The following is a 25,975-nucleotide window of genomic DNA, read 5'->3' on the forward strand; positions in this document are numbered from 1 at the left end:
CCGCCGTCAGTCCCACCAGAACGCCCAGGTCGGCGCGTCGATCAGGCGGTCGGCGTAGGCGGCGAGCGTGCACGGTCGCTGCCCCTGCCACACGTTGTCCGGGCAGAACGCGAAGTGCTCGGCGGCCACCCGCAGCGCCTCGTCGGTGTCCGTCGGCGGCGCGGCGACGCTCAGGTACAGCTCGGCGAAACCGACACCGATCACCCGGACCCCGAACCGGTCCTCCCAGCTGCGCAGCACGGCGGAGAGCTGGGCGGTGTCGTTGGTGTGGTTGATCGCGCCCTGCCAGCCGAGCACGGCCAACGCGTCACTGCCCCGGCCCGCAGCGACCAGTCCGAGCCGCATCGCGGGCTGAGCCTGCGACAGCTGCTCGGCCCAGTGGTCGGCGTGCTGCTCCGGCGCCACCCAGGGCTCGGCGGCCACGGCCAGCCCGGGCCAGTCCTGACCGTACGGGGCGGTCACCGCGAGCCGCCGCTCGTTGGACAGCTGGTCGTCGCCGTCGTAGGGGGCCGTCTGGGCGGCCCACCAGCCGGCGAGCAGCCGCTCCGGATCATGCTCCGCCGGCGACGAGACGCGGTCCGGCCAGAACTCGCCGGCCGCCCAGGGGCGCGATGGTTCGCCGTCGTAGCCGTCCAGCAGCAACGGCCACAACCCGGACTGCCGGTGCGCCGCGCGCAACCGCGGCCACAGCCCGGCCGGCGCGGGATCGTCGGAGAGCCACAGTGCGGGCCGCTCGGCGTCGCCCTCGTCGCCGCGCACCGCACGGCCAGCCGGGAGCGGCACGGACAGCGTGCGCGGGGCCGCGTCCGTCCCCGCGAACAGCTCCCGCAGGTCGGACGGCATCTCGTTCAGCTGCGATGTCACGAGGCGGAAGGATATCGGTCAGCTCCGACAACCGGTCAGAGACAGGCCGGTCCACTTCGGGCGGCAGACGAGATGGCGACACCGCACGGATGCGCTGTCGGCGGACGCCGGCAATGCGGAAAGTCGGTTGCCCCGGACGGACCGGACCGAAAGAGTGTGCGCATGACGTACTGACGAGCCGCACCAGCGTTGCGCCGAGGATCCTCGGTGCCGAGCCGTGTCCGTGACGCCGTCCGTACCGTCCGCCCCTTTGGAGAGAACGTCCTTGTCTCAGCCGCACCGCCGGCAGGCATGCCTGCCGGCGTCCGCCCCTGCCACGATCACCGTCTTCGCCTCCCCCACCAGCTGGATCGAGTCCGACGCCGTCGCACAGTGTCATCAGGTCGCCGCCCTCGACGGCATGCGCCACGTCGCCGCCATGCCGGACCTGCACCCCGGAAAGGGCGCCCCGATCGGCGCCGCGATGGACTCCACGGTGCTGTACCCGTTCCTCGTGGGGTCCGACATCGGCTGCGGCATCGCGGTGTTCCCAATCAAGATCAAGCGTCCCGTCCCCGAGCGGCTGGCCGGCCGGTTCCCCGACCTCGACCGTCCGCTCGACCCGGAACGGGACGCCGACGACCCGGCCTGGACGGTCGTGACGGGCGATGTTCCCGCCGGTCACCTCGATGGCCTCGGGACAGTTGGTCGGGGCAACCACTTCGTGGAGCTGGCCCGGGTCGGCACCGTCTTCGCGCCCGAGCACGCGAACCGCCTCGGGCTCGCCGTCGGCCACCTCGTGCTCGTCGTGCACAGCGGTTCACGCGGGCTGGGCGAACAGATCCTCCGCGAGCACACCGAGGTGCACGGCGCCGGTCCCGCCGCGGATCCAGCCGCCTACCTCTCCAGACACGACGAGGCGGTGCGGTGGGGGACGCTCAACCGGCGCGTGATGGCCGCCCGCGTCGCTCACGCGCTGGGCGCCGAGCCGACCGACCCGATCGTCGACGAGTGCCACAACCTGGTCGAGGTCCGCGACGGGGGCTACCTGCACCGCAAGGGAGCAGCACCGGGCGACGGCCGGGACGTGCTGGTCGCCGGCACCCGGGGCACACCGTCCTACCTGGTCGCCGCGCACGCCGGCCCGGAGGCCAACCACTCGGTGGCGCACGGCGCCGGCCGCAAGATGTCGCGCGCCGACGCCCTGCGCCGGGGCCGCGCCAAACACACGGTCGAGGAGCTACGTCGTACGCCGGCGGGATCGTTGGTGGTGTGCGGCGACCGTCAACTCCTCTTCGAGGAGGCGCCGACGGCCTACAAGCGCATCGAGCAGGTGATCGGTGACCTGGTCGCGCACGGCATGGCCACGCCCGTGGCCACCACCGTGCCCCTGGTGACGTACAAGACGGCCGACCTCGGGATCGGGTCAGGGCGCGACGAGCGGCGCAGGCGGGGCCGGCGGTGAGCGTCCACCTGGTCATGTCCGCCGGCCGCGGCCCGCGGGAGTGTGCCTGGGCGCTGGCTCGGCTGCTGCACCGCTTGGAGGCCGAGGCGGTACGGCGGCGTCTGGCCACCCGCCGGATCGAGACCGTCCCCGGTCACGGCCCGGGCACCTGGCGGTCGGTCCTGGTGGAGATCTCCGGTGCCGGTGCCGAGGAGTTCGCGAGCGGGTGGACGGGAACGCTGTGCTGGCAGTCACCGAGTCCCTACCGGGCCGGCACCGGCCGTAAGAACTGGTACGTGAGCGCCCAACCCTGCCGGGTGGAGACCCAGCGCACGCGGTTCCTGGAGACGGATGTCGACATCGTCGCCTGCCGCACCGGCGGACCCGGCGGCCAGCACCGAGACAAGGCCAGCACGGCGGTGCGGGCGACCCACCGCCCCACTGGAACCGTGATCGTGGTCGACGCCGAGCGGCAGTTCAGTCTCAACCGCCGAATCGCGCTGCGACTGTTGCGTGAGCGCCTCGATCAGACCGACGAGGCCGCGACCCGTACGGCGGCCAACGGCCGCTGGCACCTCCATGACCAGCTCGTACGCGGCAACCCGATCCGGATCGAACGCCCCTGAGGCCGGCAGGCGGCGCGGCGCGGCGCGGCGTCAGTCGGCGAGGATCTGCTCGCGGAGGATGTCGGCGTGCCCGCCGTGCTGCGCGAGTTCGCGCAGCACGTGCAGGTAGACCCAGCGCAGCGGGATCGGGCCGCGCCGGTTGCCGGGCAACAGGTCGTCCAGGTCCAGATTCGCCGTGGCGCGTCGGGACGCCACGCAGGCTTCCCGGTGCGCCCGCTGGACGCTCTCGACGGTGTCGGTGTCGTCGAGGACGAACGACTCGTCCGGCGTCGCGGGGATGCCGATCTCGGCGCGCGACCGGCCGGTCACCGCCTCGTCGAACCAGACCGTCTCCACGAAGGCAGCATGCTTCACCAGCCCCAGCAGGGTGGTGCGCGACGGCACCAACGATCGGCGGGCCTGCTCCTCGGTCAGCCCGTCGAGACAGCCGTTGAGCATGGCGCGGTGCTGGTCGAGGAACGCCTCGAACTGGGCCCGGATCGGCTCGTGGAGAACGTCCTCGGCGGAGCTCTGCGGCAGGGAAGGCATGGCCGGAGCATCCCAGAAGCGGCTGCGCCCGGCAACGGGCGACCGCTACGGTCCACCGATGGAGTCGAGCGGCACGGATCTGTTTCTGGCGGCCCGGGGTGGTGATGGCGAGGCGTTCGGCCGGCTGGTCGGGCCGCTGCGCGACGAGCTGCGCGGGTACTGCTATCGGATGCTGGGTTCGATGCACGACGCGGAGGACGCGGTCCAGGAGTCCCTGGACCGGGCCTGGCGGAACCTGCCCCGGCTCGACGACCAGGAGTCGATCCGGCCCTGGCTCTACAGGATCGCCACGAACCGGGCGTTGACCATCATCGAGCGGCGCGGCCGGCGGGAGCTGCCCACCGACCTCAGCCCGGCCGGCACGCCGCTGGCCGAGGCGGCATGGCTGGAGCCGTACCCGGACCAGGTGCCGGGCGCGACGACGTCGGATCCGGCGGCTCGGGTGATCGCCCAGGAGAGCGTGGAGCTGGCGTTCATCGCGGCCCTGCAACACCTCACGGCACGGCAACGGGCCGTCCTGCTGCTACGTGAGGTGCTCGGCTACCCGTCAGTCGAGGTCGCCGACCTGCTGGACACCACGGTCGCCGCGGTCAACAGCGCGCTGCAACGGGCCCGCTCGGTCCTGGCCGGACGGCTGCCCGGGCACACCCAGCGGGCGACCCTGCACGCTCTGGGCACCGCGGCACAGCGGGATCTGGCCCGGCGGTACGCGGCGGCCTGGGAGGCTCAGGACGTCGAGACCATCGTGGCGATGCTGACCGACGACGCGCGGTACTCGATGCCGCCACTGCCGGTCTGGTACTCGGGCCGCGAGGCGATCCGCGGGTTCCTCGCCGAGGCGCTGCTCGGGCGTCGCTGGCGGTTCCGGCCGACGCGGGCGAACGGGCAGCTCGCGTTCGGTACGTACCTCTGGGACGACGACCGGGGCTACTACCTGCCGGCGGGCCTGGACGTGCTCACGTTGCGCGGCGCACGGGTGGCCGAGGTGGTCTCGTTCCTCGACGCGCCCTTCGCCGCCTTCGGCCTGCCCATCCGGCTCACCGAAATTGATCCGGTGGCGAGCGATGAGTTCGCTGCCCGCGCCGGGTTGTACCCCTGACGGAGTCATCAACCCGAAGGGACCGAGCCGAGCATGACGACGAACGAGGAACAGATCCGGGCCCTGATCGAACGCTGGGCCACGGCGGTACACGACGGCGACCTCAGCACCGTCCTCGCCGACCACGACGAGGACATCGTGATGTTCGACGTGCCGCCGCCGCAGCAGGGTGTACGCGGCCTGGCCGCCTACCGCGAGAGCTGGCCGCCGTTCTTGCGGTGGCAGGCACAGGGCGCTTCGTTCGAGATCGAGTCGCTGGACGTGACCGCCGGCGATGACGTGGCGTACGCGTACGCCCTGCTGCGCTGCGGCACGAAGGAGGACTTCGCCGACGACCCCGACCGGCGGCTACGTCTGACTCTCGGCCTGCGGCGGCGCGACGGCCGGTGGGTCGTCACCCACGAACACCACTCCTTCCCGCTCGACTCCACCACCGAACCGGCCCGCGATCGCGCTGCTGACGAACGGGAGCTACACCGGCTGCACCAGCGGTGGTTCGCCGCCACGGCCGCGAAGGACCTGGACGCCCTGATGGCGCCGATCGCCGCCGACGTGGTGTCCTACGAACACGACCAGCCGCTGCGGTACGTCGGTGAGGCGGCGGTACGGGCGGTCTGCGCGGCCGGTCTGGACGCGGCCGGTGCGGGCGACGTCGACTGGGACGTGCCCGACCAGACCCTGGTGGTCGACGGCGATCTCGCCGTGGCCTGGGGCCTGAACCGGATTCGGGTCGCCCCGCCCAGCGGCCCCGGCGTGCAGAGCTGGTCGCGCGGCACCCGGGTCTTCGCCCGGCGCGACGGTGCCTGGCAGTTGATCCACCAGCACCTGTCCTACCCGTACGACCCGGCCACCGGTGCCGCCCGGACCGACCTTCGTCCCTGACCCGCCGGCGCACCCGTTGCTGCCCGGGTACACCGACGGGAGTAGGAAATCGACTCCCACCAGCGGATGTCGGGGAGTTCACCCTTGCCTAGCGTCGAATCGCACCCGGAAGCGAGACGGCGAGGAGCAACGATGAGTGACGATCCGACGCGGCCCCGGCTGCGCAGACCCCTACTGTGGTGCGGGCTGGCCGTGGCCCTGCTCGGCATCGTCTTCAACCTTGGGCTGTTCTTCGTCCCGCTCGACGTGTGGCTGGAGGACCCGGGGCTGGTGCCGATGCCGGAGGTGCTCGTCGGCTGGTGGGCCCTGACGGTGGGCCTGGTGATGATGGTCTGGAGTCAGCTCGGCCGGGCCCGCCGATGAGGGCGCCACGGCGCCGTACGGTGATCAAGAGCCTCGCGGCGGCCGGGATCGTGCTGGTCACGCCGGCCGCTGGCTTCGTGGGGTGGCTCTGGGTCGACTCCGACCGGGGCAACGCCGGTAACCTGTCCTTCCGCAACGCGCTGAAGATCCCGCCGCTGCTCGACCCCACCGTCGACAGCGACGGGCGCAAGCGGTTCCGGCTCGAACTGGGCGAGGCGTACACCGAGTTCCTGCCCGGCACGCGCACCGCCACCTGGGGGGCGAACGGCCCCTACCTCGGGCCCACGCTGCGGGCTCGGCGCGGGCAGCGGGTGGCGGTGGACGTGCGCAACCGCCTGCCCGAGCAGACCACGGTGCACTGGCACGGCATGCATCTGCCCGCCGAGATGGACGGTGGCCCGCACAATCCCATCGGGGTGGGGGCCACCTGGCAGCCGTACTGGACGATCAACCAGCCCGCCGCGACTCTCTGGTACCACCCGCACCTGCACGAGGTGACAGCGCAGCACGTCTACCGCGGCGTGGCCGGCCTGTTCATCGTGGACGACCCGGACGCAGACGCCCTGCCGCTGCCCAAGCGCTACGGCGTGGACGACGTTCCGCTGATCGTCCAGGACAAGAAGATCAAGGACGACGGCACCCTCGACACGTCCCGGATGAACTTCGGCGGTCTCGCCATCACCGGCCTGCTCGGAGACAAGATCGTGGTCAACGGCACCTACGACCCGCACTTCAGGGTGACCACCGAGCTGGTCCGCCTGCGACTGCTCAACGCCGCCAACGCCCGGATCTTTCACTTCGGTTTCGCCGACGACCGGGAGTTCACCCTGATCGCCAGTGACAGCGGCCTGTCGCAGGTGCCGCAGCCGATGGAGCGGATCATGCTGTCCCCGGGGGAACGTGCCGAGATCGTGGTCCGATTCCGGCCCGGCGACGACGTGATCCTGAAGAGCTTTCCGGCGCCGCTGGGGGCGAACTTCGCGTACGCGAGGCTGGCCGGTGGGGGCGACGAGCACGATGTCATCAGGTTCCTGGCCGCCGACGCGTTGCGGCCCTCCGCCGCCCTGCCCGCGGCGCTGGGCGCGCCGCCCGCGGCGCCGAGGCCCAGCGGCGAGCCGTTCCGGCTGGAGATGGGTGACTTCACCTTCAACGGTCAGACGATGGACATGCAGCGGCTCGACCGGGTGGTCGCCAGTGAATCGGTCGAGCGTTGGGAAATCATCAACAACCAGGCGATCCCGCACAACTTTCACGTGCACGGAGCGTCCTTCCACGTCCTCGACATCGACGGCGAACCACCGCCGGGGCATCTGCGCGGGGTGAAGGACACCGTCTACGTCGCGCCGAACAGCACCATGAATCTGGCCGTGTCGTTCCTGCCGCACTCCGATCCCGAATTCCCGTACATGTTCCACTGCCACCTGCTCGCGCACGAGGACGCCGGCATGATGGGGCAGTTCGTCACGGTGTCCGAGGCGGACCGCGCCCTGGTCCGGCAGGCCGTGACAACCCACCAGCACGGCGGGTGAGGCAGGCGTGGAATTCGGCGGGTAACGTCGCGCTCAGTCGGCGACGCTCACGGAAGGTCGTACTGCGATGACGGTCTTCGTGCCAGCTCCGCAGGCCGTCGAGCAGCCTGGTCGGTTCAGCTGGCTGGTCGACCTGCTCGTCGCGGGTGCGGTCGGTGCGGCGATGACCGTGTTCACCCTGGTGGCCAGCGAGCCGACGAGCCGCTCGGCGGGCCTCGCCGCGTACGCCCTCGGGGTCGCGCTCGGCGCCATGCTGGTGTTCCGGCGGCGGTGGCCGATGGGCGTGCTGGTCGGCTCGCTGCTGGCGGTCCTCGCCTACAACCTGACAGACTTCCCCAGCGTGTCGCCGGTCTGGCCGCTGCTCGTGCCGCTCTACACCATCGCCCGGGCCGGTCGACTGCTCGCCGCCAGCCTGGTCGGCGGCGCGATGCTGCTGATTTCGGTGGGCTGGTTCGCCTGGTCCAGACCGCAACCGCTGGAACTGCTCGACGGCGCGCTCCGCGAGTCGGTGCTGCTCGCCCTGGCCCTGGCTCTGGCCACCGCGACGCGGCACCGCGAGATGTGGGGTCGCGAGCTGCGCGCCCGGCTCCGGATGGAGCAGGACCAGCGGGATCGCGAGCTGAGTCGCCGCCTGGTGGAGGAACGTCTGCGCATCGCCCACGAGCTGCACGACGTCACCGCCCACACCCTTGCCGTGGTCGGTATCCAGGCCGGGCTGGCGCGGGAGCTGATGCACGACGATCCGGCCGCGGCGCAGGAGGCGCTGGAAACCGCCGAACGGGTCAACACCGAGGCGATCGGCGAGTTGCAGGCCGCCGTCCGGGTGCTGCGGGGCGGCGACGTCAGCCCACCGCCGGAGCTGGCACCGACCCCCGGCCTGACGCAGCTGCCGGCGCTGATCGCCACGGCCGGGGAGAACGGCCTGGACACCACCCTGGTGCAGAGCGGACACCGCCGGGACGTCGCCCCGGCAGTCGGTCTGACCGTCTACCGCGTCGTACAGGAGTCGCTGACCAATGTGCTCAAGCATGCCGATGCCACCCAGGCGACGGTGACCGTCGACTACGCCGACCACGGCATCCGGGTACGCGTCGGTGACAACGGCCGCGGCACGGCACCGACCGTCACCGAGGGGCACGGGCTCACCGGCATGCGGGAGCGGGTGACCAGCATCGGAGGCTCGATCACGGTTGGCCCGGATGAGGACGGCGGGTTCATGGTCGACGCGCGGCTGCCCTGGACCTACGCGCTGGGGTCCCAGCTCGACGGCCTGGTCGTTGGGGGAAGGTCGGCCGGATGACGATTCGGGTGCTGATCGCCGACGACCAGCAGTTGGTGCGGGCTGGCCTGCGCGGACTGCTGGAGCTGGACCCGGAGATCCAGGTGGTGGCAGAGGCCGAGGACGGCCTGGTGGCGCTGCGGCTGACCACCGAGCATCGGCCGGACGTGGCACTGGTCGACATCCGCATGCCGGAGCTCGACGGACTGGCGCTCACCAGACAGATCAGCGCCGACCCGCGCCTCGCCGACGTACGGGTGATCGTGCTGACCACCTTCGAGATCGACCAGTACATCTTCGAGGCGCTCAAGGCCGGAGCCAAGGGCTTCCTCACCAAGACGGTCAGCCGCACGGAGCTGTGCGGGGCGGTGCGGGTCGTCGCCGCCGGTGCGGCGTTGCTGAGCCCGAGCGTGACCGAGAAGGTCATCGCCGAGTTCTCCCGCCGGCCGGACCCGGCCCGGTCGTCGCCGGAGCGACTGTCGCAGCTGACCGTGAGGGAGCGTGAGGTCCTGGGCATGATCGCAACCGGGCGGAGCAACTCCGAGATCGGCGAGGCACTGCGGATGAGCCCGCTGACCGCCAAGACACATGTCAGCCGGATCATCACCAAGCTCGGTGTGCGCGACCGAGCCCAGCTGGTGATGATCGCCTATGAGACGGGGTTGGTGCTCCCCGGCACATCGGAGAACCCGACCGGTTGAGGCACCGGGACGAGTGGAGACGCCGCCTGAATCCCTACTGCGTCGCGGTGACGGTGCGGCGGCGTAGCTCGGAGACCGCCTCCGGCGGACCCTCGACTGTCACCGCGCTCGGCCCGCCAGGCGACGCACGACTCCACAGCCAGCGCAAGACCGCCTCAGGCGGACCGCTGACCACGACGTCGGTCAGGGCCACCCGGCTCCTCGTCGGCCAGCTCCTTCGGCGGCCAGGGGTCAGGCTCGACACCTGCCCGGATGGCGTGCGGATGCTCCATGCCGAGCACTCCACCACATGCCTGCGACAGTTCAGCGGCGCGGACCAACACCGTGGAACTGGCTCTGCCCCGTCGGCGCGCGCTCCCCGAGTATGTCACCATGACCACCTTCGCGCCCGGCCCGATGAGCCGGCTGATCGACGTCGCGGTTCGCTACGACCTGGCGGAGAGCACGAGCCCGCCGCTGCGCCTCGACGAACTCGTCAACCCCGCCACGCCCGCCGAGCTCACGCTCGACTACGGCACCTCACGCGGGGATGCCGAGCTGCGGACGTTGATCGCCACGGACGCCGGGGTGGACGAAGACCAGGTGCTGGTCACTGTCGGGGCGGTCGCCGCGATGTTCCTGCTGGCCCAGGCCACCTGCTCTCCCGGCGACCGGATGCTGATCACCACACCGTGCTTCCCGCCGGCCCGGACCGTCCCGCAAGGACTCGGGGCCCAGCTGGACGTGGTGCCGCTCTCCTTCGACGACGGCTACCGGATGCCGCTGGCCGCGATCGCCGAGGCCCTAACGCCGCGGACCCGGCTGGTCTCGGTGGCCTCCCCACAGAACCCCTCCGGCGTCCGGTTCACCAACGGGGAGTTGGGCGACCTGGTGAGTGCGGTCGAGGAACGCGCGCCGAACGCCATCGTCCTGGTGGACGAGACGTATCGCGAGTCCACCTACGGCGACGCCCGCGCCCCGCGCTCGGTCGCGCCGATGTCGTCGCGGATCGTCACCTGCGCCTCGCTTTCGAAAGCACACGGCGCGCCGGGGTTGCGGCTCGGCTGGCTGACCACCACCGACGCCGAGTTGTACGCGCAACTGCGGGAGGCGAAGTTCCTCACCACGATCGCCTGTTCCACGGTCAGCGAGTTCCTCGCCACGCGGGTGCTGCGCAGCCGGGCGGAGATCCTCGCGCCACGCGCCACGCGACTGCGGCAGGCGTTGGACGAGTTGCTGCAGTGGTCCCGGGACCAGCCGGTGGAGATCGTCGTGCCGGACGGCGGTGCCCTGTGCTGCCTGCGCCTGCCCGCGGACCGGTTTCCCGACGAGGCTGTCGCGGGATTCTACGCCCGCTTGGCCGAACACGATGCCCGGGTCGCGCCGGGCTCCTGGTTCGGCGAGGACGACCGGGTGTTCCGGCTCGGCTTCGGTCACCTCTCGCCCGGCGACTTCACCTCAGCCCTTGAGCGCCTCGGCGAGGCGCTCAAGGGCTGAGCTCAGCGCTGCACGCGGGCTCCGGCTCCGCGCATGAGTGCTTCCACCTCGGCGACGCTGGCCATCGACGTGTCGCCGGGGGTGGTCATCGCCAGGGCGCCGTGCGCGGCGCCGTACTCCACCGCCAGCGCCAGATCGCCGTCGCGTTCCAGCAGGCCGTAGATGAGCCCGGAGGCGAAGCTGTCGCCGCCGCCGACCCGGTCGAGGATCTCCAGGCCGGGCCGGTGGGTGGCCTCGGCGAACGCGCCGCCGCCCCAGGCCACGGCACCCCAGTCGTTGACGGTCGCGCTGCGCACGCCGCGCAGGGTGGTCGCCACGACCTTGAAGTTGGGGTACGCCTCGACGACCGCCTCGATCATCGCCTTGAAGTTGCCGGCGTCCAGCGCGCCACTGTGGATGTCGGTGTCCGGCACCGGGAAACCCAGACAGGCGGTGAAGTCCTCCTCATTGCCGATCATGACGTCGACCAGGCCGGCGAGCCGGCGGTTCACCTCCCGCGCACGATCCTGGCCGCCGACGGCCTTCCAGAGGCTGGGCCGGTAGTTCAGGTCGTAGGAGACGATGGTGCCGTGCCGACGGGCGGCGGTCATGGCGGCCTCGGCGGTCAGCGCGGCCGTCTCCGACAACGCCGCGTAGATCCCGCCGGTGTGCAGCCACCGCACTCCGAGCGTGCCGAACAGGTGGTCCCAGTCGACGTCGTCCGGCTTGAGTTGGCTGGCGGCGGAGTGCCCGCGGTCGGAGGTGCCGACCGCCCCGCGTACGCCGAAGCCCCGCTCGGTGAAGTTGAGCCCGTTGCGGACGGTGCGGCCGATCCCGTCGTAGGGCAGCCAGGTGACGAAGCTGGTGTCGACGCCGCCCTGGAGGATGAGGTCCTCCAGCAGCAGGCCGACCTCGTTGCGGGCGAACGCGGTGACGACCGCGGTCCGCAGGCCGAAGCAGCGGCGCAGGCCACGGGCGACGTTGTACTCCCCGCCGCCCTCCCACGCGCGGAACTGCCGTGCGGTGCGGACCCGGCCCTCACCGGGATCGAGGCGCAGCATGACCTCGCCGAGCGAGACCAGGTCGAAGCGGCAGTCGGCCTTCGGTCGGGCAGTCACGATCGGCCGGTCGCTCATGCCCCACCTCCGGCCGCCGCCAGTGCCGCCCGCGTCCTGGAGGTGATCTCGTCCCACTGCTCGCCGGCGATGAGGTCCGTCGCCACCATCCAGCTCGCGCCGACCGCCAGGACGGCCGGGACGGCGAGGTACTCCGCGATCACGGCGGAGGTGATGCCGCCGGTGGGGATGAACCGGACCTGACGGAACGGGGCGGCCAGCGCCTTGATCATCGCGGCGCCGCCGAGTTGCTGGGCGGGGAAGAACTTGACGACGCCGAGGCCGGCGTCGAGGGCCATCTGGATCTCGGTGGCGGTGGCGACACCCGGCACCACCGGCACTCCGGCCTGCTGGCAGGCGCGGACCACGGCCGGCGCGAAACCGGGGGTCACCACGAAGCGGGCACCGGCCGCGACCGCCTGCTCGGCCTGCTCGGCGGTGAGCACCGTGCCGGCGCCGACCGTCAGATCGCCGCGGGCCGCGAGCGCCTTGATGGCGTCCAGCCCGGCGGCGGTACGCAGGGTCACCTCGACCGCCGTCAGACCGCCCCTGACCAGGGCCTCGCCGAGTGGATCGGCGTGTCGCGCGTCGTCGAGGACGACGACGGGCAGCACCCGACCGAGGGTCATCTGTTCAAGTCCGTGAACATCAGTCACGTACGTGACCTTACTGGAGGCGTATCTCCTTCGCTAGAGTGACCACGTGTCCAGCGCGCCCGAGGAATTCCAGCCGGTCAAGTCGGCCGGGCGCACCCTAGACCTGCTCGAACTGCTCGCCGACCAGCCCCACCCATGGGCGTTGGGCGACCTGGCCCGCGCCCTCGGCATCCCGAAGAGCAGCCTGCACGGCCTGCTGCGCACGCTGACCAGCCGGGGCTGGGTGCAGACCGACGAGACCGGCACCCGGTTCCGGCTCGGGCTGCGGGCGCTTCGGGTCGGCGCCGCCTACCTCGACGGGGACGACCGGGTCGGCCTGCTCGCCGGCGTGCTCGACGAGCTGTCCCGCCGCTTCGGGGAGGCAGTGCACCTCGGCCGACTCGACGGCGACCAGGTGGTCTACCTGGCCAAGCGGGAGTCGGTGCACCGGCTGCGCCTCTACAGCGCCATCGGCCGCCGGTTGCCGGCCCACGCCACCGCCCTCGGCAAGGCGCTGCTCGCCGAGCACTCCGACCAGGAGGTCGACGGGCTGCTGTCCTGGCCGCCGCCCCGCCTCACCCCGCACACCGTCACCGACCGCGACGCCCTGCACGCGGCGCTGGCCGCCGTGCGGAGGACCGGCTACGCCGTGGACCGCGAGGAGAACGCCGAGGGCATCATGTGCTTCGCGATGGCCGTGCCGCTGGTCACCCCGGCGGTCGACGCGGTGAGCGTCTCGGTGCCGGTGACCCGGCTGCGACCGGAGCTCGAAGCGTCGATCGTCACGGCGCTTCGGGAGACGGTCGGCGGACTCACCCGGGCCCGCAGCATGCTGAGCACATAGCCGCAGCGCCGCTACCCCGCTCACCGAAACGGCGGACGGTCAGCGGCTCCGCTGACCGTCCGCCCATCCGGACGTGGCGACGAGCACCACCTCAGGCCGGCAGCCTCCACACCTGGTTGGCGCCGCCGAAGCAGTCCCAGATCTGCAGTCGGGTGCCGTCGGCGGAGCTGTTGCCGCTGGCGTCGAGGCACCTGTTCGACACCGGGTTGCGCAGCGTGCCGTTGGACTGGGCCTGCCACACCTGGGCAGCGGTGCCGTTGCAGTCCCAGAGCTGGATCGGGGTGCCGTTGGCGGTGCCGGCGCTGGTCACGTCCAGGCACTTGCCGAGGGCACGCAGGGTGCCGTTGCTGGCGACGGTCCAGCTCTGCGCGGCGGTGCCGTTGCAGGTGTAGAGCTGGATGGCGGTGCCGTTTGCGCTGCTGGCCGCGGCCACATCCACGCACTTGCCGGCGATGCCGGTGATCTGGCCGGTCCGTCCGCTCGGCGGCGGCGTGCCGCCACCCATGACGGTGTCGTAGATCGCGCTGACCAGCGAGGTGGCACCGGTGGTGTCCTGGGTGAGTTCCCAGTTCATCATGCCGCCGGCGTTGGCCATCGCCCACTGGGTCTTGCGCTTGACGGTCGGGACGCCGTTGTAGCACTGCTGGGCGCCGCCGGCCGTGGTGCAGTCGCGGTTGGCGTTGGCCGGATCCATGCCGACCAGCTGCGAGTAGGTGTAGTAGCCGGGTCGGCTGTAGAACGGCACGCCGAGGATCGCCTTGCTGGCCGGCAGGCCACGGGCCTTCCAGCCGTTCACCGCGTTGATCGACCAGTCGTAGTTGGCGTGTGGGCTGCCGCCGTCGTACGCCATGATGTTGAGGAAGTCGACGTGGTTGAAGACCGCCGTCGGCACCCCGTCACGGTAGTAGCCCTCGGCGACGACGGCGGCGGTGAGCAGCTTGCCCTGCGGGCGCAGCGCGCCGCTGAGCTGAGACATCAGCAGGCTGAAGTTGTTGGCGGAGGCGCCCGGGTCCGGGTACTCCCAGTCCATGTCGACGCCGTCGAGGCCGTACTGGTTGACGAAGCTGACCACGCTGTTGACGAAGGTGGTGCGGGTGCCGGCGTTGGCGGCGAGCGCCTCGAAGGCGCTGTCGTCGCCGTCGTTCCAGCCGCCGATGGCGATGGAGACCTTGACGTTGTTGGCCCGTGCGAGCGACACCAGCGAGGAGAGTTTGCTGGGGTTCTCCACCGCGCGCAGGGTGCCGTTGCTGTTGGGCAGCACGAACGCGTAGTTGATGTGGGTGAGCTTGTTGTACTGGACCGAGTTGACGTTGCCGGTCCAGGACGGCATGTAACCGACGCTCTTGAAGTTGTTCGGCAGGACCACCGCCTGCGCGGCGGTCGGGGCGACTGCGAGGGTCGCACTGGCGGTGACCAGGGCGAGCAGGCCGGCGGCCAGGGCCGATCGGGGGCGTGGTGCGGACATCGAGGGCCTTCCCGTAGGCAGGTGAGGGTGCCGTGCAGCCACGGCCGGTCACTGGCGGTGCCACCGTGACCAGCCGGGCGTACGGGTGATGGGTTCCTCGAGGCAGCCAAATCTTAAAGAGTGTTAACGGTAAGGTCAATGACCACGTTCGATGAGCCCCGCCGCCAGGGCCAGCGGACGGCGACCGGCACGAGGAGGCGTCGACCTCGCCGCCGCTGGAGAAGACCTGTGCACGTTCACAAAGGTGGCCCTTTTTCGTCATGCAATTCCTGTCGACACATCGAGGTTGAGGGTTTGGGAGCGCTCCCGTAACATGCCTGACGCGGCTGTTAACGCTCACCTAACAATGATCCCGGCGAATGCGTGAGCCGCCATCCCGTCAGGAGGCTGCTTTATGATCAGATCCAGAGCGACAAATGTAGGACTGGCGGCGGCCGGCGTCGCGCTGCTGGCGTCGACGGCGGTCGTGGTAGCGCCATCCGCCAGCGCCGCGGCCGCAGGCTGCTCGGTCAGCTATGCCGTGTCCTCACAGTGGCAGGGCGGATTCGGCGCCAACCTGTCGATCACGAACCTGGGTGATCCGTTGACCAGCTGGACGTTGACGTGGTCGTTCAGCGCCGGGCAGACGGTGACGCAGGCGTGGAACACGTCACTGACACAGAGCGGCTCGGCGGTGACCGCGAGAAACGTGAGTTACAACGGCTCGGTCCCGACCAACGGCACGGTGTCGTTCGGTTTCAACGGAGCGTGGACGGGCAGCAACCCGGCACCGACGAGTTTCGCTCTCAACGGTGTGACATGCACCGGAAGCACGACCCCGACCACGCCGCCACCACCGACCACGCCGCCGCCGACCACGCCGCCGCCGACCACTCCGCCGCCGACCACTCCGCCGCCGACGACGCCGCCGCCGGGTGGTACGTGCAGTCTGCCGTCGTCGTACCGGTGGTCGTCGACGGGTGCGTTGGCGCAGCCGAGGTCGGGTTGGGTGTCGTTGAAGGACTTCACCCACGCCCCGTACAACGGCCAGCAGTTGGTGTACGCCACCACCCACGACACCGGCACCAGCTGGGGCTCGATGAACTTCGGTCTGTTCTCCAACTGGAACCAGATGGGCTCGGCCAGTCAGAACCAGATGCCGTTCGCGGCTGTCGCGCCGTCGTTGTTCTACTTCGCGCCTCGCAATGTGTGGGTGTTGGCCTACCAGTGGGGTGGACCGGCGTTCTCCTACCGCACCTCCACCAATCCGACCAACGTGAACAGTTGGTCGGCGCACCAGACGCTCTTCACCGGCAGCATCTCCAACTCCTCGACCGGCCCGATCGACCAGGCGCTCATCGGTGACGACCAGAACATGTACCTGTTCTTCGCCGGGGACAACGGTCGGATCTACCGGGCCAGCATGCCGATCGGGAACTTCCCGGGCAGCTTCGGTTCGAACTACACCACGATCATGACCGACACCACGAACAACCTGTTCGAAGGTGTCCAGGTCTACAAGCTTCAGGGCGAGAACCGGTACCTGATGCTCGTGGAGGCGATCGGCTCACAGGGCCGCTACTTCCGGTCGTTCACCGCCACCAGCCTCGGCGGCACCTGGACCCCGCAGGCGGCCACCGAGAGCAACCCGTTCGCCGGCAAGGCCAACAGCGGCGCGACCTGGACCAACGACATCAGCCACGGCGAACTCATCCGCACCAACGCCGACCAGACCATGACCGTCAACGCCTGCAACCTGCAACTGCTCTACCAGGGACGCTCCCCCAACTCCGGTGGCGACTACGGCCTGCTGCCCTACCGGCCAGGCCTGCTCACCCTGCAACGCTGACGGCGTAGAACGGACGTGGCGGGCTCGGTGCGAACCGAGCCCGCCCGCGTCACCCAGCGAGCCCGGATCGTGCTGACGTCCGCACGGGGACCTCGCCCTCGAAGTGCCTCGGCTGTCCTGCCGACCGGTGGGCGGCCCACGATGGGCATAGCATCGGTCCGTATGACCGCCCCCTCCGCCACCTTCCGCAACCCGGTCGTCCCCGGCTTCCATCCCGACCCGAGCGTCTGCCGCGTCGGCGAGGACTACTACCTGGTCTGTTCGAGCTTCGAGTACTTCCCCGGCGTACCTATCTTCCACAGCCGGGACCTGGTGAACTGGCAGCAGATCGGCAACGTGCTCGACCGTCCCAGCCAGTTGGAGCTGCCCTCCGACACGCACGCCTCACGCGGCATCTTCGCACCGACGATCCGCCACCACGACGGCCGATTCTGGCTGGTCACCACCAATGTCAGCATCGGCCGGCACCTGATCGTCACCGCCACCGACCCGGCCGGGCCGTGGTCGGAACCGGTCTACTTCGACCTGCCACACGTCGACCCGTCGCTGGCCTGGGACGACAACGGTGACTGCTGGATGACGGTCTCCGGGGTGGAGTCGTACCGGATCGACCCGGAGGCCGGCACCGTCCTGGAAGGACCGGTTCCGATGTGGTCCGGCACCGGCGGGCAGTACCCGGAGGCGCCGCACCTGTACCGGATCGGCGACTGGTGGTACCTGCTGGTCTCCGAGGGCGGCACGCACACCGGCCATGCCGTCTCGATCGCCCGTTCGCGCAGCATCCGGGGTCCCTTCGAGCCCGGGCCGGCCAACCCGTTCCTCACCCACCGCAGCACCGACCGGAAGGTGCAGGCGACCGGCCACGCCGACCTGGTCCAGGCAGGGGACGGCAGCTGGTGGATGGTCCTGCTCGGCATCCGGGCCAAGGGTCAGTGGCCGCCCTACCACGTGCTCGGCCGGGAGACCTTCCTGGTACCGGTGCGGTGGGTGGACGGCTGGCCGGTGGTCGAGGAGGTCGAGGAGGTGATGGCCGCGCCAGCCGGCAGCCCGCCGGCGCACGCCGCTGCGCCGGATCCCGGCGGGCACCGGGACGACTTCGACGGTGCCGAGCTGGCGCCGGGCTGGATATCGCTGCGCGGCCGGCCGGCCGCCTCCTGGTCGCTGACCGAACGGCCCGGCTGGCTCACCCTGCACGCCGACGGTACGACCCTCGACCGGGCCGGGGCCACCATCCTCGCCCGCCGGCAGCTGCACCACGACTGCCGCGCCGCCGTCCACGTCGACCCCGGCTCCGGACGGGCCGGGTTGACCCTGCGGGTCGACGAAGCCCACCACTACGATCTCGAGGTCTCCGGCGACACGGTGCAGGTCGTCGGCCGGGTCGGGCCGTTCCGCCAGGTCTTCGGCGAGCAGCCGCTGCCCGCCGGGCCGGTCACCCTGACGATCGCCACCAGGACCCACGACCTGCTCCCGCCGATGGTGACCGCCGCCGACCAGGTGGCGGCGCCCGGAGCACCCTTCGGTGTCCGTCCCACCGCCTGCGACATGGTCAGCTTCGAGGTACAGACCGAGGCCGGTCCGGTCGTCCTGGCCGAGCTCGACGGGCGTTACCTGTCCACCGAGGTCGCTGCCGGCTTCACCGGCCGGGTTTTCGGCCTCTATGTCACCGAGGGCAGCGCCGCCTTCGACTCGTTCGACTACCGCCCCACGCCGCCGGTGGTAGAGAAGTGACCGCAGCCGGCGAGCGGCTCCGGGGTACGCCGCTGCCGCACGCCGTGCCGTACCTCGTCGAACACGGCGGTGTGGGCCGGTGGTGCCCCCGCTCTTGCGGGACCTCGTGCTCCGGCGACGCCGGGTAGGCACACGCACCGCCGGCCGTACGGGTCGGACCCGTACGGCCGGCAGGCGGTTCGCTGCACCGGTCAACCGGCGGTGCAGGACCTGATCTGCGGTCGGGCGCTGGAGTTGCCGTTCATCATGGTGGTGAAGCCGAACGTGTTGCCGCTGCCGTTGGAGCGCATCGTCATCACGTTCCCGCTGCTGTCCCAGGTGGGGTTGCCGCTCCAGGTGGAGGAGATCTTCTGCGGGGCGGTGATCGCGACGACCACCGACCAGGTGCTGGCACCGCTGACGGTCACCGAGGTGTTGTAGCGGTCACTCCAGACCTGGCCCGGGGTGATCGATGCCGTGCACCCGCCGCCGGGCGGCGGAGTGGTCGGGTTGCCAGTGGGCGGCGGGGTCGTCGGGGTGGGGTTGCCAGTGGGCGAGGTGCCGCTGTTCAACGCCGTGAGAACGGCGTTGTATGCGGCCTTCTTGTTGCCGTTGCCGTCGAACAGCAGCGGGCTCTCGCCCGAGCGCCACGAGTCGGAGTCGCGGATTCCCCAGACGGTGATGCCCTTGCAGCGTGCAACGGCGAGGCAGTCGTTGACCACGTTGCGGTATGCGTCGGACGGTGCGTTGCGGATGTCCAGCTCGGTGATGTGCACGTCGACGCCGAGCGCGGCGAAGCTGGACAGCGTGGTGCGGTAGTTGCTCGGGTAGTTCGAGCCGCCGGTGAAGTGTGACTGCAGGCCCACGCAGTCGATCGGCACGCCACGGCTCTTGAAGTCCTGCACCATCCGGTAGACGGCCTGGGTCTTGGCGTCGTTCCAGTTGTCGATGTTGTAGTCGTTGTAACACAGCTGCGCGTTCGGGTCCGCCTGGCGGGCGGCGCGGAAGGCGGCTTCGATCCAGTCGTTGCCGGTGCGCTGGAGGTTCGAGTCGCGCCGGGCGCCGCTGGAGCCGTCCTGGAACGCCTCGTTCACCACGTCCCACCACGCGATCTGGCCCCGGTAGTGGGTGGCGACCTGGGTCACGTGGTTGAGCATCGCGTTGCGCAGCGTGGTGCCGGACATGTTCTGCATCCAGCCGGGCTGCTGCGAGTGCCAGGCCAGGGTGTGTCCCCGGACCTGCATGCCCTGGCTACGGGCATGCTGGACGAGCCGGTCGCCGTTGCCGTAGTTGAACTGCCCCTGCTGCGGCTGGAGCGCGTCGATCTTCATCTCGTTCTCGGCGGTGACCTGGTTGAACTCTCGGTTCAGGATGGTCGTGTACGCCGAGTCGCTCAGCCTGTTCACCGCGACGGCGGTGCCGAAGTACCGGCCACCCTGCTCGGCCGCCGAGGCGCCCAGGGTGCTCGCGGCGCTGGCGCTGCCCGGAAGGACCACGGCGCCCGCCGCTGCCAGCAGGCCGATGGCCGAGAGGACGAGCGCTGTACGCCGTCGTCTCGGCCGCCTGAGTGCATCGGGTGATTCCTTGGTCATCTGAGTGCTCCTTCCGGGTACCGGTGGCCGCCCAACCCGGGCAGCACAAATCCGGACGTGCAGGTGCGGGTGCGGAGGATCGTGCGATTCCAGTCAAAGGGATCGCATCGACCTAACTTGACCGGAGTATTTCAACAAGATTTCACGCGCGTCAATGATTTCCGGAACAACGGACTCGGCGCACCGACGCGATCCGGTGCCGGCCCACCGCCCCACCAGCCCGGACGAGCGCCGCCACACACCGAAAGTTCCAGTGATCTAGCCAACCGGACGGGTCTGCCGACAGCGGGCGTCCGCCCCGCATTCATCGCCGGTCCATCCGCCATAGGTCCGCCCGTAACCTCTCATCGACCAGCGGCGTTGCCCCTGGCAGGCGGCCGATCGCCGGGGCAGGCACGCCGCAAGCCCAGGCAGACACCCGAAAGCAATTGACGTAGGTCGATGAAAAGTCCTACTATTCTCGAAATAGTTCCCGTAAGTTTACCGGAATTTCCGGTGGCGTTCGGCCGCCCGCCCGCAGGTCCCGGCAGGGACAACCTGGACGGTGCCGAGCCGGCGCGGCAGCGACCCAGGAGGAACGTACGAGATGCCGCAGCTCATCCTGTTCGCGATCGACATCTGCGCAGTGGTGCTGCTCGTCTTCGGGCTCTACTTCCCACGGCACCGCCGCCGCGACCTCGTCGTCGCCTACCTCGGAGTCAACGTCGGGGTCCTCGCGGTGGCGAGCGCGCTGAGCGCCAGCAACGTCGGCGCGGGACTCGGCCTCGGGTTGGCGCTGTTCGGCGTACTGTCGATCATCCGCCTGCGCTCGACAGAGCTCGACCAGCACGAGGTCGCGTACTACTTCTCGGCCCTGGCCCTGGGCATCCTCGGCGCGCTGAGCACCACCTCGATCTGGCTCAGCGGTGGCCTGATGGCGCTCATCGTCGTGATGATGTTCCTCGGCGACCATCCCCGGCTGCTGCGCCACTACCGGCACCAGATCATGGTGCTCGACTCGGCCGTCACCGACCAGGTCGCCCTGGTCGCCCAGCTGGAACAGCTGCTCGGCGCGCGAGTGCACACCGCCACCGTCGCACGGGTCGACCTGGTCAACGAGACCACCATCGTCGACGTCCGGTACTCGGTGAAGGGTCGCGCCACCAACACCGGCACGTCCGGCGCACCGGCCAAGGCGGGAGCCCACCGATGAGCAGCTTGCCGATCACCCCGCCGCTGGCGGAGATGTCACCCGTCGGCCTGGCCGAGCTGATCGACCGGGCCGCGTTGCAGACCAGGGTCGACCGCAAGTACATCGTCCCGCTCGACGAGCTGCCACACCTGATGCGCCAACTCGTCCCGTACGCCCAGGTGCTGGAGATCGACGGCGAGCGCAGCTTCCGCTACGAGTCGGTGTACTTCGACACCCCGTTGCTGGCCAGCTACCACTGTGCGGCGTACCGGCGGCGACGCCGCTTCAAGGTGCGGACCCGCACCTATCTCGACTCGGCGCACTGCTGGCTCGAAGTCAAGATCAGTGGGGCGCGTGGCAGCATCACCAAGCACCGGTTACCGTACGATCCGCGCGACCGCACCACCGTGCGCCCCGGCCGGGAGTTCGTCGACGAGGCGCTCGTCCGGGAGGCGGTCTGTCCGCCCGCCGGCAGCACCTTCGACCCGGTTCTGGTCACCACCTACCAGCGGGCGACGCTGCTGCTGCCGGCCACCGCCAGCCGGGTCACCATCGACACCGGCCTGAGCTGGCAGGACGGCGACACCGTGCTGCGGCTGCCCGACCTCGCCGTGGTCGAGACCAAGACCAGCTCCGCCGCCTGCCCCGCCGACCGGATGCTGTGGCAGCGCAGCCTGCGCCCCGCCCGCATCTCCAAGTACGCCACCGGGCTGGCCGCGCTCCGTCCGGACCTGCCGGATTCACCGTGGCGGCGGACCCTGCGCCGCCACTTCCACACCACACCGTCGGTGGGCACGGCACCGACCTCCGCCCCCCACCGTCCCGTTCAGGAGGCATCGTGCGTCTGACCGTCCGCAGCGCCGGTACCGCGGCGACATCCCTGCGTATCGCAGGGGGCGCGGCCGTCGCCGTGCTGGTCGCCGGGTTACTCGTCCCGTCACCGTCACCGGCCGTCGCCGAACCCGTCGCCGGCTCGTCCACCACCTCCGCCACCGACACCTCGGCGGCGGACGCCGTCGCGGCGGCGGACGCCGCCGACGACCTGGTCGGCGACATCGGGTTCTCCGTGCCCAGCGGCACCTTCTCCGGCGAGGTGTCGGTATCGCTGAGCACCACCGTCAGCGGCGCCCAGATCCGCTACACCACCGACGGGCGACTGCCCACCGCACAGTCGTCGCTCTACGCCGGATCCCCGCTGCGGCTGACCCGGACCACGCAGCTGCGGGCACAGGCCTTCGTCGGCCAGACCGCCTCCGGGGCACCCGGCACCTCCATGTACGTCGCACGCAACACCACCACCGCCCATGACCTGCCGGTCATCCTCGTCGACTCGTACGGTGCCGGCCGCCCAGACCGGGAGTACCTCGACGCCGCCACCATGATCTTCGAGCCGGGTGGCGGGAGCACCTCATTGGCCGCCACTCCGACGGTGGCCACCCGCGCCGGGTTCCGGCTACGCGGCCAGTCGTCGTCCACGTTCGAGAAGACGCCCTTCCGGCTCGAACTCTGGGACAACGAGGACGACGACGCCGACTACCCGGTGCTGGGCATGCCCGCCGACTCCGACTGGGTACTGCGCGGCCCGTTCACCGACAAGGCCCTGATCCGGGAGGCGTTCGTCTACGACCTCGGGCGGCAGATGGGGCTGCCGGCGCCGCGGTACGCCTTCGCGGAGTTCTACCTGAACACCGATGCCGGTCCGGTCGCCGCCAACGACTACATGGGCGTCTACATGATCGTCGAGACGATCAAGAACTCCAAGAACCGCCTCGACCTCAAGCAGTTGCGCGAGGACGACCGGACCCTGCCGAGGATCACCGGCGGCTACATCTGGAAGTTCGAGTGGATGGCCGCCGAGGAACCCATCCTGCCGTGCACCGGCCCGGCAGCGAGCTGCTGGAACTACCTGGAGGTCGCTGACCCGTCGCCACTGCAGCCCGAACAGCGGGACTGGCTACGCAGCCACCTGCAGGAGTTCCACAACGTGCTCCGAGCGCCCAACTTCGCCGACCCGGTGAGCGGGTACCGCGCGTACATCGATGTGGACTCCTTCATCGACCAGCTCATTATCAACGAGCTGAGCCGTGAGATGGACTCGTACGTCCGCAGCGCGTACTTCTACAAGGACCGCGACACCAAGATCTTCGCCGGTCCGCTCTGGGACTACGACCTCAGCTTCGGGGTGGGCGGATACTTCGCCAACGACCAGACCTCCGGCTGGCAGTACCAGCAGGGGCGGCAGCCCCTGGCCAACGACTGGTACACCCAGCTGATGCGGGACCCGGCCTTCGTCAACCAGGTCCGGCTGCGCTGGCAGACGCTGCGCCGCAGCACGCTCTCCGACGCGTCGCTGCAGTCCCGGATCAACGCCCTCACCGCGCCGCTGGCGGCCGGCGCGCAACGCAACTTCCAGCGCTGGCCCAACCTCTCCACCCGGATGATCGGGCCCTTCATCACCCCGACCGCGTCCACCTGGCAGGGGCAGGTCCAGTACATGCGGGACTGGATGCTGCGCCGCGCGGCCTGGCTGGACTCGACCGCCGGCTGGGGTGGGTCCACGACTCCGCCGCCCACCACTCCCCCACCGACCACCCCGCCGCCCACCACGCCGCCACCGACCACCCCGCCGCCCACCACGCCGCCACCGACCACCCCGCCGCCGGGCGGGAGCGGCTGCACCGCGACGTACGCGGTGACCAGCCAGTGGCCCGGCGGCTTCCAGGGTGAGGTGCGGGTCACCGCGGGCGGCAGCGCAATCAACGGCTGGACCGTGACCTGGACGTTCGCCGCCGGCCAGACGATCAGTCAGGCGTGGAACGCGACCGTCACCAGCCAGGGTTCGGCGGTCACCGCGCGCAACGTCAGCTACAACGGCAGCCTCGCCGCGGGTGCCAACACCACGTTCGGCTTCCTCGGCTCCGCCACCGGCGCGCCCAGTACACCGACGCTGACCTGCGCGGCCAGCTGACCTGACGCAGACGGACACCCCGGCACCGAGGGCTCGCTCCCGGTGCCGGGGTTCCCGCGTGCGGAGATTGATATCGATCCAATCCTCTGCAATGATTAACACACCTTACAATTGGATCCGCCACACCGGACCGCGCCCGCCACCGCACCACCGGCAGCCCGCACCCGCCGGTGACCGGCGTACCCGCTCGTCGGCGGCCTCCCGATCTGCCGCTGCGCGGTGGGAAGGACCAGGAGATGGCGCGACGATTGGTCGGGAACACTCCCCACCGGACCCGGTTGGCCGCCGCGCTCGTCGCGGCCCTGCTCGGCGTACCGACGAGCCTGGTCGTCGCTGTCCAACCCGCCGCCGCCGCGGCTACCGGCACGATCACCGGGCTCGGCGGCAAGTGTGTCGACATCGCCGCCGCGAACTCCGCCAACGGCACCCAGGTGCAGCTGTACGCCTGCAACGGCACCACGGCACAGCAGTGGACGGTCGCCGACGACGGCACGATCCGGTCTCTCGGCAAGTGCCTCGACGTCGCCGCCGCGAGCACGGCCAACGGCGCCCGGGTGCAGATCTACGACTGCAACGGCACCGGGGCGCAGCGCTGGTCGGCCGGCGGCGGGCAGTTGGTCAACCCGAACTCGGGAAAGTGCCTCGACGCGACCGGCCAGAGCTCGGCCGACGGCACCCCGCTACAGCTCTGGACCTGCACCGGCGGCGCGAACCAGACCTGGACGCTGCCCACCGGCGGCACCCCTCCCCCGTCGACCGGGTTCGTCCACCCCGGGGTGCACGTCAGTCGCGGTCAGCTCGACTTCGTCCGGGGTCGGGTGCAGGCCGGCGCCCAGCCCTGGACGTCCGCCTTCAACCAGATGATGAACAGCCGGTACGCCTCGCTGACCCGGACCCCGGCCCCGCGCGCGGTCGTCGAGTGCGGCTCCTACTCCAACCCCAACAACGGGTGCACCGACGAGCGGGAGGACGCGATCGCCGCGTACACCCACGCGCTCGCCTGGTACCTCACCGGGGACTCCCGGTACGCGCAGAAGTCGATCGAGATCATGGACGCCTGGTCGGCGACGATCACCTCGCACACCGGGAGCAACGGGCCACTGCAGACGGGTTGGGCGGGGTCGGTCTGGCCCCGGGCGGCGGAGATCATCCGGTACACGTACAGCAGCTGGCCCAACGCCACCCGCTTCGCCACCATGCTGCGCAACGTCTACCTGCCGGTGGTGCGCAACGGCTCCGGCAGCAACGGCAACTGGGAACTCACCATGATGGAGGCCGCGGTCGGCATCGCCGTGTTCCTGGAGGACCGGGGGGCCTACGACGCGGCGGTCACCCGCTTCCTGAACCGGGCCCGCGCCTTCATCTACCTGCCCAGCGACGGCGAACTGCCGTACACCGTGCCGGGCAGCGGCCTGACCACCCGTACCCAGATCATCAACTACTGGCACGGGCAGTCGACCTTCGTCGCCGGCCTCGCCCAGGAGACCTGCCGCGACTTCACCCACACCGGGTACGGGATCTCCGCCATCTCGCACGTCGCGGAGACCTCCCGGATCCAGGGCCGGGACCTGTACCCGCAGGTAGGTGAGCGGCTGCGGCACGCCCTGGGCTTCCACTCGACGTACCAACTGGGTGAGCCGGCGCCCGGCTGGCTCTGCGGCGGCAACCTCACCCGCGGGCTCGGCCCGATCACCGAGATCGGCTACAACGCCATGGCCAACCGGTTGGGCAACTCGATGACCAACACCCGGACCCTGACGTTGCAGCAGCGCCCGGCCGGCAGCAACAACCTCTTCGTCGCCTGGGAGACGCTGACCCACGGGGACAACATCTCCTGACGGCGGGGACGCCCGCCGGCTCCGTCTCCGCACCTCACCGGCGACGGCGCAGCTCGACAG

General features: G+C 70.5%; 23 protein-coding genes. 16 read left to right on the plus strand and 7 right to left on the minus strand.

The features are described 5' to 3' along the window. Positions 1-6: 6 nt before the first annotated feature. Complete coding sequence (locus BMY89_RS06665) at positions 7-864, minus strand: DUF4253 domain-containing protein (RefSeq protein ID WP_198413968.1); 858 nt, start codon at positions 862-864, stop codon at positions 7-9. 265 nt (positions 865-1,129) lie between these two features. On the opposite strand from BMY89_RS06665, the gene BMY89_RS06670 reads away from it, so the two are divergent. Further along, the gene (locus BMY89_RS06670) at positions 1,130-2,308 is read left to right on the plus strand and encodes an RNA ligase RtcB family protein (RefSeq protein WP_092376560.1); all 1,179 of its coding nucleotides are present in this window, start codon (positions 1,130-1,132) and stop codon (positions 2,306-2,308) included. Beyond that, entirely contained in the window at positions 2,305-2,913 is a 609-nt protein-coding gene (gene prfH, locus BMY89_RS06675) for a peptide chain release factor H (protein WP_092376563.1), read from the plus strand. Before BMY89_RS06670 ends, prfH begins: the two co-directional genes overlap by 4 nt. Positions 2,914-2,943: 30 nt before the next feature. On the opposite strand, the gene BMY89_RS06680 is transcribed toward prfH, so the two are convergent. After that, complete coding sequence (locus tag BMY89_RS06680) at positions 2,944-3,441, minus strand: DinB family protein (RefSeq protein WP_092376565.1); 498 nt, start codon at positions 3,439-3,441, stop codon at positions 2,944-2,946. Positions 3,442-3,499: 58 nt separating this feature from the next. On the opposite strand from BMY89_RS06680, the gene BMY89_RS06685 reads away from it, so the two are divergent. The 6 genes from BMY89_RS06685 to BMY89_RS06710 all read left to right on the plus strand — a co-directional run bounded on the left by BMY89_RS06685 (position 3,500) and on the right by BMY89_RS06710 (position 9,294). Next, positions 3,500-4,540 carry a sigma-70 family RNA polymerase sigma factor gene (locus BMY89_RS06685; RefSeq protein ID WP_232521095.1) on the plus strand — a complete coding sequence of 347 codons (1,041 nt, stop codon included), beginning with the start codon at positions 3,500-3,502 and terminating at the stop codon, positions 4,538-4,540. Positions 4,541-4,573: 33 nt separating this feature from the next. Beyond that, a complete protein-coding gene (locus tag BMY89_RS06690) occupies positions 4,574-5,422 on the plus strand; it encodes a YybH family protein (RefSeq protein WP_092376567.1) in 849 nt (282 codons plus the stop codon). Between the two features lie 132 nt (positions 5,423-5,554). Next, positions 5,555-5,785, plus strand: coding sequence for a hypothetical protein (locus BMY89_RS06695; RefSeq protein ID WP_092376570.1), 231 nt, complete (start codon positions 5,555-5,557; stop codon positions 5,783-5,785). Between the two features lie 20 nt (positions 5,786-5,805). Continuing rightward, on the plus strand, positions 5,806-7,314 hold the full coding sequence (locus tag BMY89_RS06700) for a multicopper oxidase family protein (protein WP_175510316.1): 1,509 nt from the start codon (positions 5,806-5,808) through the stop codon (positions 7,312-7,314). Positions 7,315-7,381: 67 nt separating this feature from the next. Continuing rightward, entirely contained in the window at positions 7,382-8,614 is a 1,233-nt protein-coding gene (locus BMY89_RS06705; protein ID WP_092376576.1) for a sensor histidine kinase, read from the plus strand. Then, positions 8,611-9,294 (plus strand): response regulator transcription factor, encoded by a 684-nt coding sequence (locus BMY89_RS06710; RefSeq protein WP_092376579.1) that lies wholly within the window; start codon positions 8,611-8,613, stop codon positions 9,292-9,294. The genes BMY89_RS06705 and BMY89_RS06710 overlap by 4 nt, the downstream gene beginning before the upstream one ends. A gap of 34 nt (positions 9,295-9,328) precedes the next feature. On the opposite strand, the gene BMY89_RS29805 is transcribed toward BMY89_RS06710, so the two are convergent. Further along, positions 9,329-9,583, minus strand: coding sequence for a hypothetical protein (locus BMY89_RS29805; protein WP_332455091.1), 255 nt, complete (start codon positions 9,581-9,583; stop codon positions 9,329-9,331). An 83-nt stretch (positions 9,584-9,666) separates the two neighbouring features. Here BMY89_RS29805 and BMY89_RS06715 point away from each other — a divergent pair, with 83 nt between their 5' ends. Then, on the plus strand, positions 9,667-10,770 hold the full coding sequence (locus BMY89_RS06715; protein WP_092376582.1) for a pyridoxal phosphate-dependent aminotransferase: 1,104 nt from the start codon (positions 9,667-9,669) through the stop codon (positions 10,768-10,770). A gap of 2 nt (positions 10,771-10,772) precedes the next feature. Here BMY89_RS06715 and BMY89_RS06720 read toward each other — a convergent pair whose 3' ends face one another. Both BMY89_RS06720 and eda read right to left on the minus strand, forming a co-directional pair. Continuing rightward, positions 10,773-11,885, minus strand: a complete 1,113-nt coding sequence (locus tag BMY89_RS06720) for a sugar kinase (protein ID WP_092376585.1) — start codon at positions 11,883-11,885, stop codon at positions 10,773-10,775. After that, the gene (gene eda, locus BMY89_RS06725; protein WP_232521096.1) at positions 11,882-12,520 is read right to left on the minus strand and encodes a bifunctional 4-hydroxy-2-oxoglutarate aldolase/2-dehydro-3-deoxy-phosphogluconate aldolase; all 639 of its coding nucleotides are present in this window, start codon (positions 12,518-12,520) and stop codon (positions 11,882-11,884) included. The genes BMY89_RS06720 and eda overlap by 4 nt, the downstream gene beginning before the upstream one ends. A gap of 46 nt (positions 12,521-12,566) precedes the next feature. On the opposite strand from eda, the gene BMY89_RS06730 reads away from it, so the two are divergent. Further along, complete coding sequence (locus tag BMY89_RS06730; RefSeq protein ID WP_092376590.1) at positions 12,567-13,343, plus strand: IclR family transcriptional regulator; 777 nt, start codon at positions 12,567-12,569, stop codon at positions 13,341-13,343. Positions 13,344-13,434: 91 nt separating this feature from the next. On the opposite strand, the gene BMY89_RS06735 is transcribed toward BMY89_RS06730, so the two are convergent. Next, positions 13,435-14,808 (minus strand): glycosyl hydrolase family 18 protein, encoded by a 1,374-nt coding sequence (locus BMY89_RS06735; RefSeq protein WP_092376593.1) that lies wholly within the window; start codon positions 14,806-14,808, stop codon positions 13,435-13,437. A gap of 394 nt (positions 14,809-15,202) precedes the next feature. Between BMY89_RS06735 and BMY89_RS06740 the strand changes: the two genes are divergently transcribed. Both BMY89_RS06740 and BMY89_RS06745 read left to right on the plus strand, forming a co-directional pair. Next, on the plus strand, positions 15,203-16,636 hold the full coding sequence (locus tag BMY89_RS06740; protein WP_092376595.1) for a glycoside hydrolase family 62 protein: 1,434 nt from the start codon (positions 15,203-15,205) through the stop codon (positions 16,634-16,636). A gap of 162 nt (positions 16,637-16,798) precedes the next feature. After that, on the plus strand, positions 16,799-18,367 hold the full coding sequence (locus tag BMY89_RS06745) for a glycoside hydrolase family 43 protein (RefSeq protein WP_092376598.1): 1,569 nt from the start codon (positions 16,799-16,801) through the stop codon (positions 18,365-18,367). 191 nt (positions 18,368-18,558) lie between these two features. Here BMY89_RS06745 and BMY89_RS06750 read toward each other — a convergent pair whose 3' ends face one another. Beyond that, positions 18,559-19,938, minus strand: a complete 1,380-nt coding sequence (locus BMY89_RS06750; protein ID WP_092376601.1) for a glycoside hydrolase family 10 protein — start codon at positions 19,936-19,938, stop codon at positions 18,559-18,561. A gap of 586 nt (positions 19,939-20,524) precedes the next feature. Between BMY89_RS06750 and BMY89_RS06755 the strand changes: the two genes are divergently transcribed. The 4 genes from BMY89_RS06755 (at position 20,525) to BMY89_RS06770 (ending at position 25,915) form a co-directional block, all read left to right on the plus strand. Then, positions 20,525-21,130 carry a DUF4956 domain-containing protein gene (locus BMY89_RS06755; RefSeq protein WP_092376604.1) on the plus strand — a complete coding sequence of 202 codons (606 nt, stop codon included), beginning with the start codon at positions 20,525-20,527 and terminating at the stop codon, positions 21,128-21,130. Then, the gene (locus BMY89_RS06760) at positions 21,127-21,957 is read left to right on the plus strand and encodes a polyphosphate polymerase domain-containing protein (protein WP_092376607.1); all 831 of its coding nucleotides are present in this window, start codon (positions 21,127-21,129) and stop codon (positions 21,955-21,957) included. Before BMY89_RS06755 ends, BMY89_RS06760 begins: the two co-directional genes overlap by 4 nt. Next, positions 21,948-24,077 carry a CotH kinase family protein gene (locus BMY89_RS06765; protein ID WP_232521097.1) on the plus strand — a complete coding sequence of 710 codons (2,130 nt, stop codon included), beginning with the start codon at positions 21,948-21,950 and terminating at the stop codon, positions 24,075-24,077. Before BMY89_RS06760 ends, BMY89_RS06765 begins: the two co-directional genes overlap by 10 nt. A 236-nt stretch (positions 24,078-24,313) precedes the next feature. Next, positions 24,314-25,915 carry a lectin gene (locus BMY89_RS06770; RefSeq protein WP_139217915.1) on the plus strand — a complete coding sequence of 534 codons (1,602 nt, stop codon included), beginning with the start codon at positions 24,314-24,316 and terminating at the stop codon, positions 25,913-25,915. Positions 25,916-25,975: the final 60 nt, after the last annotated feature.

It is taken from the genome of Micromonospora phaseoli (assembly GCF_900109115.1).
Taxonomy (GTDB): domain Bacteria; phylum Actinomycetota; class Actinomycetes; order Mycobacteriales; family Micromonosporaceae; genus Micromonospora; species Micromonospora phaseoli.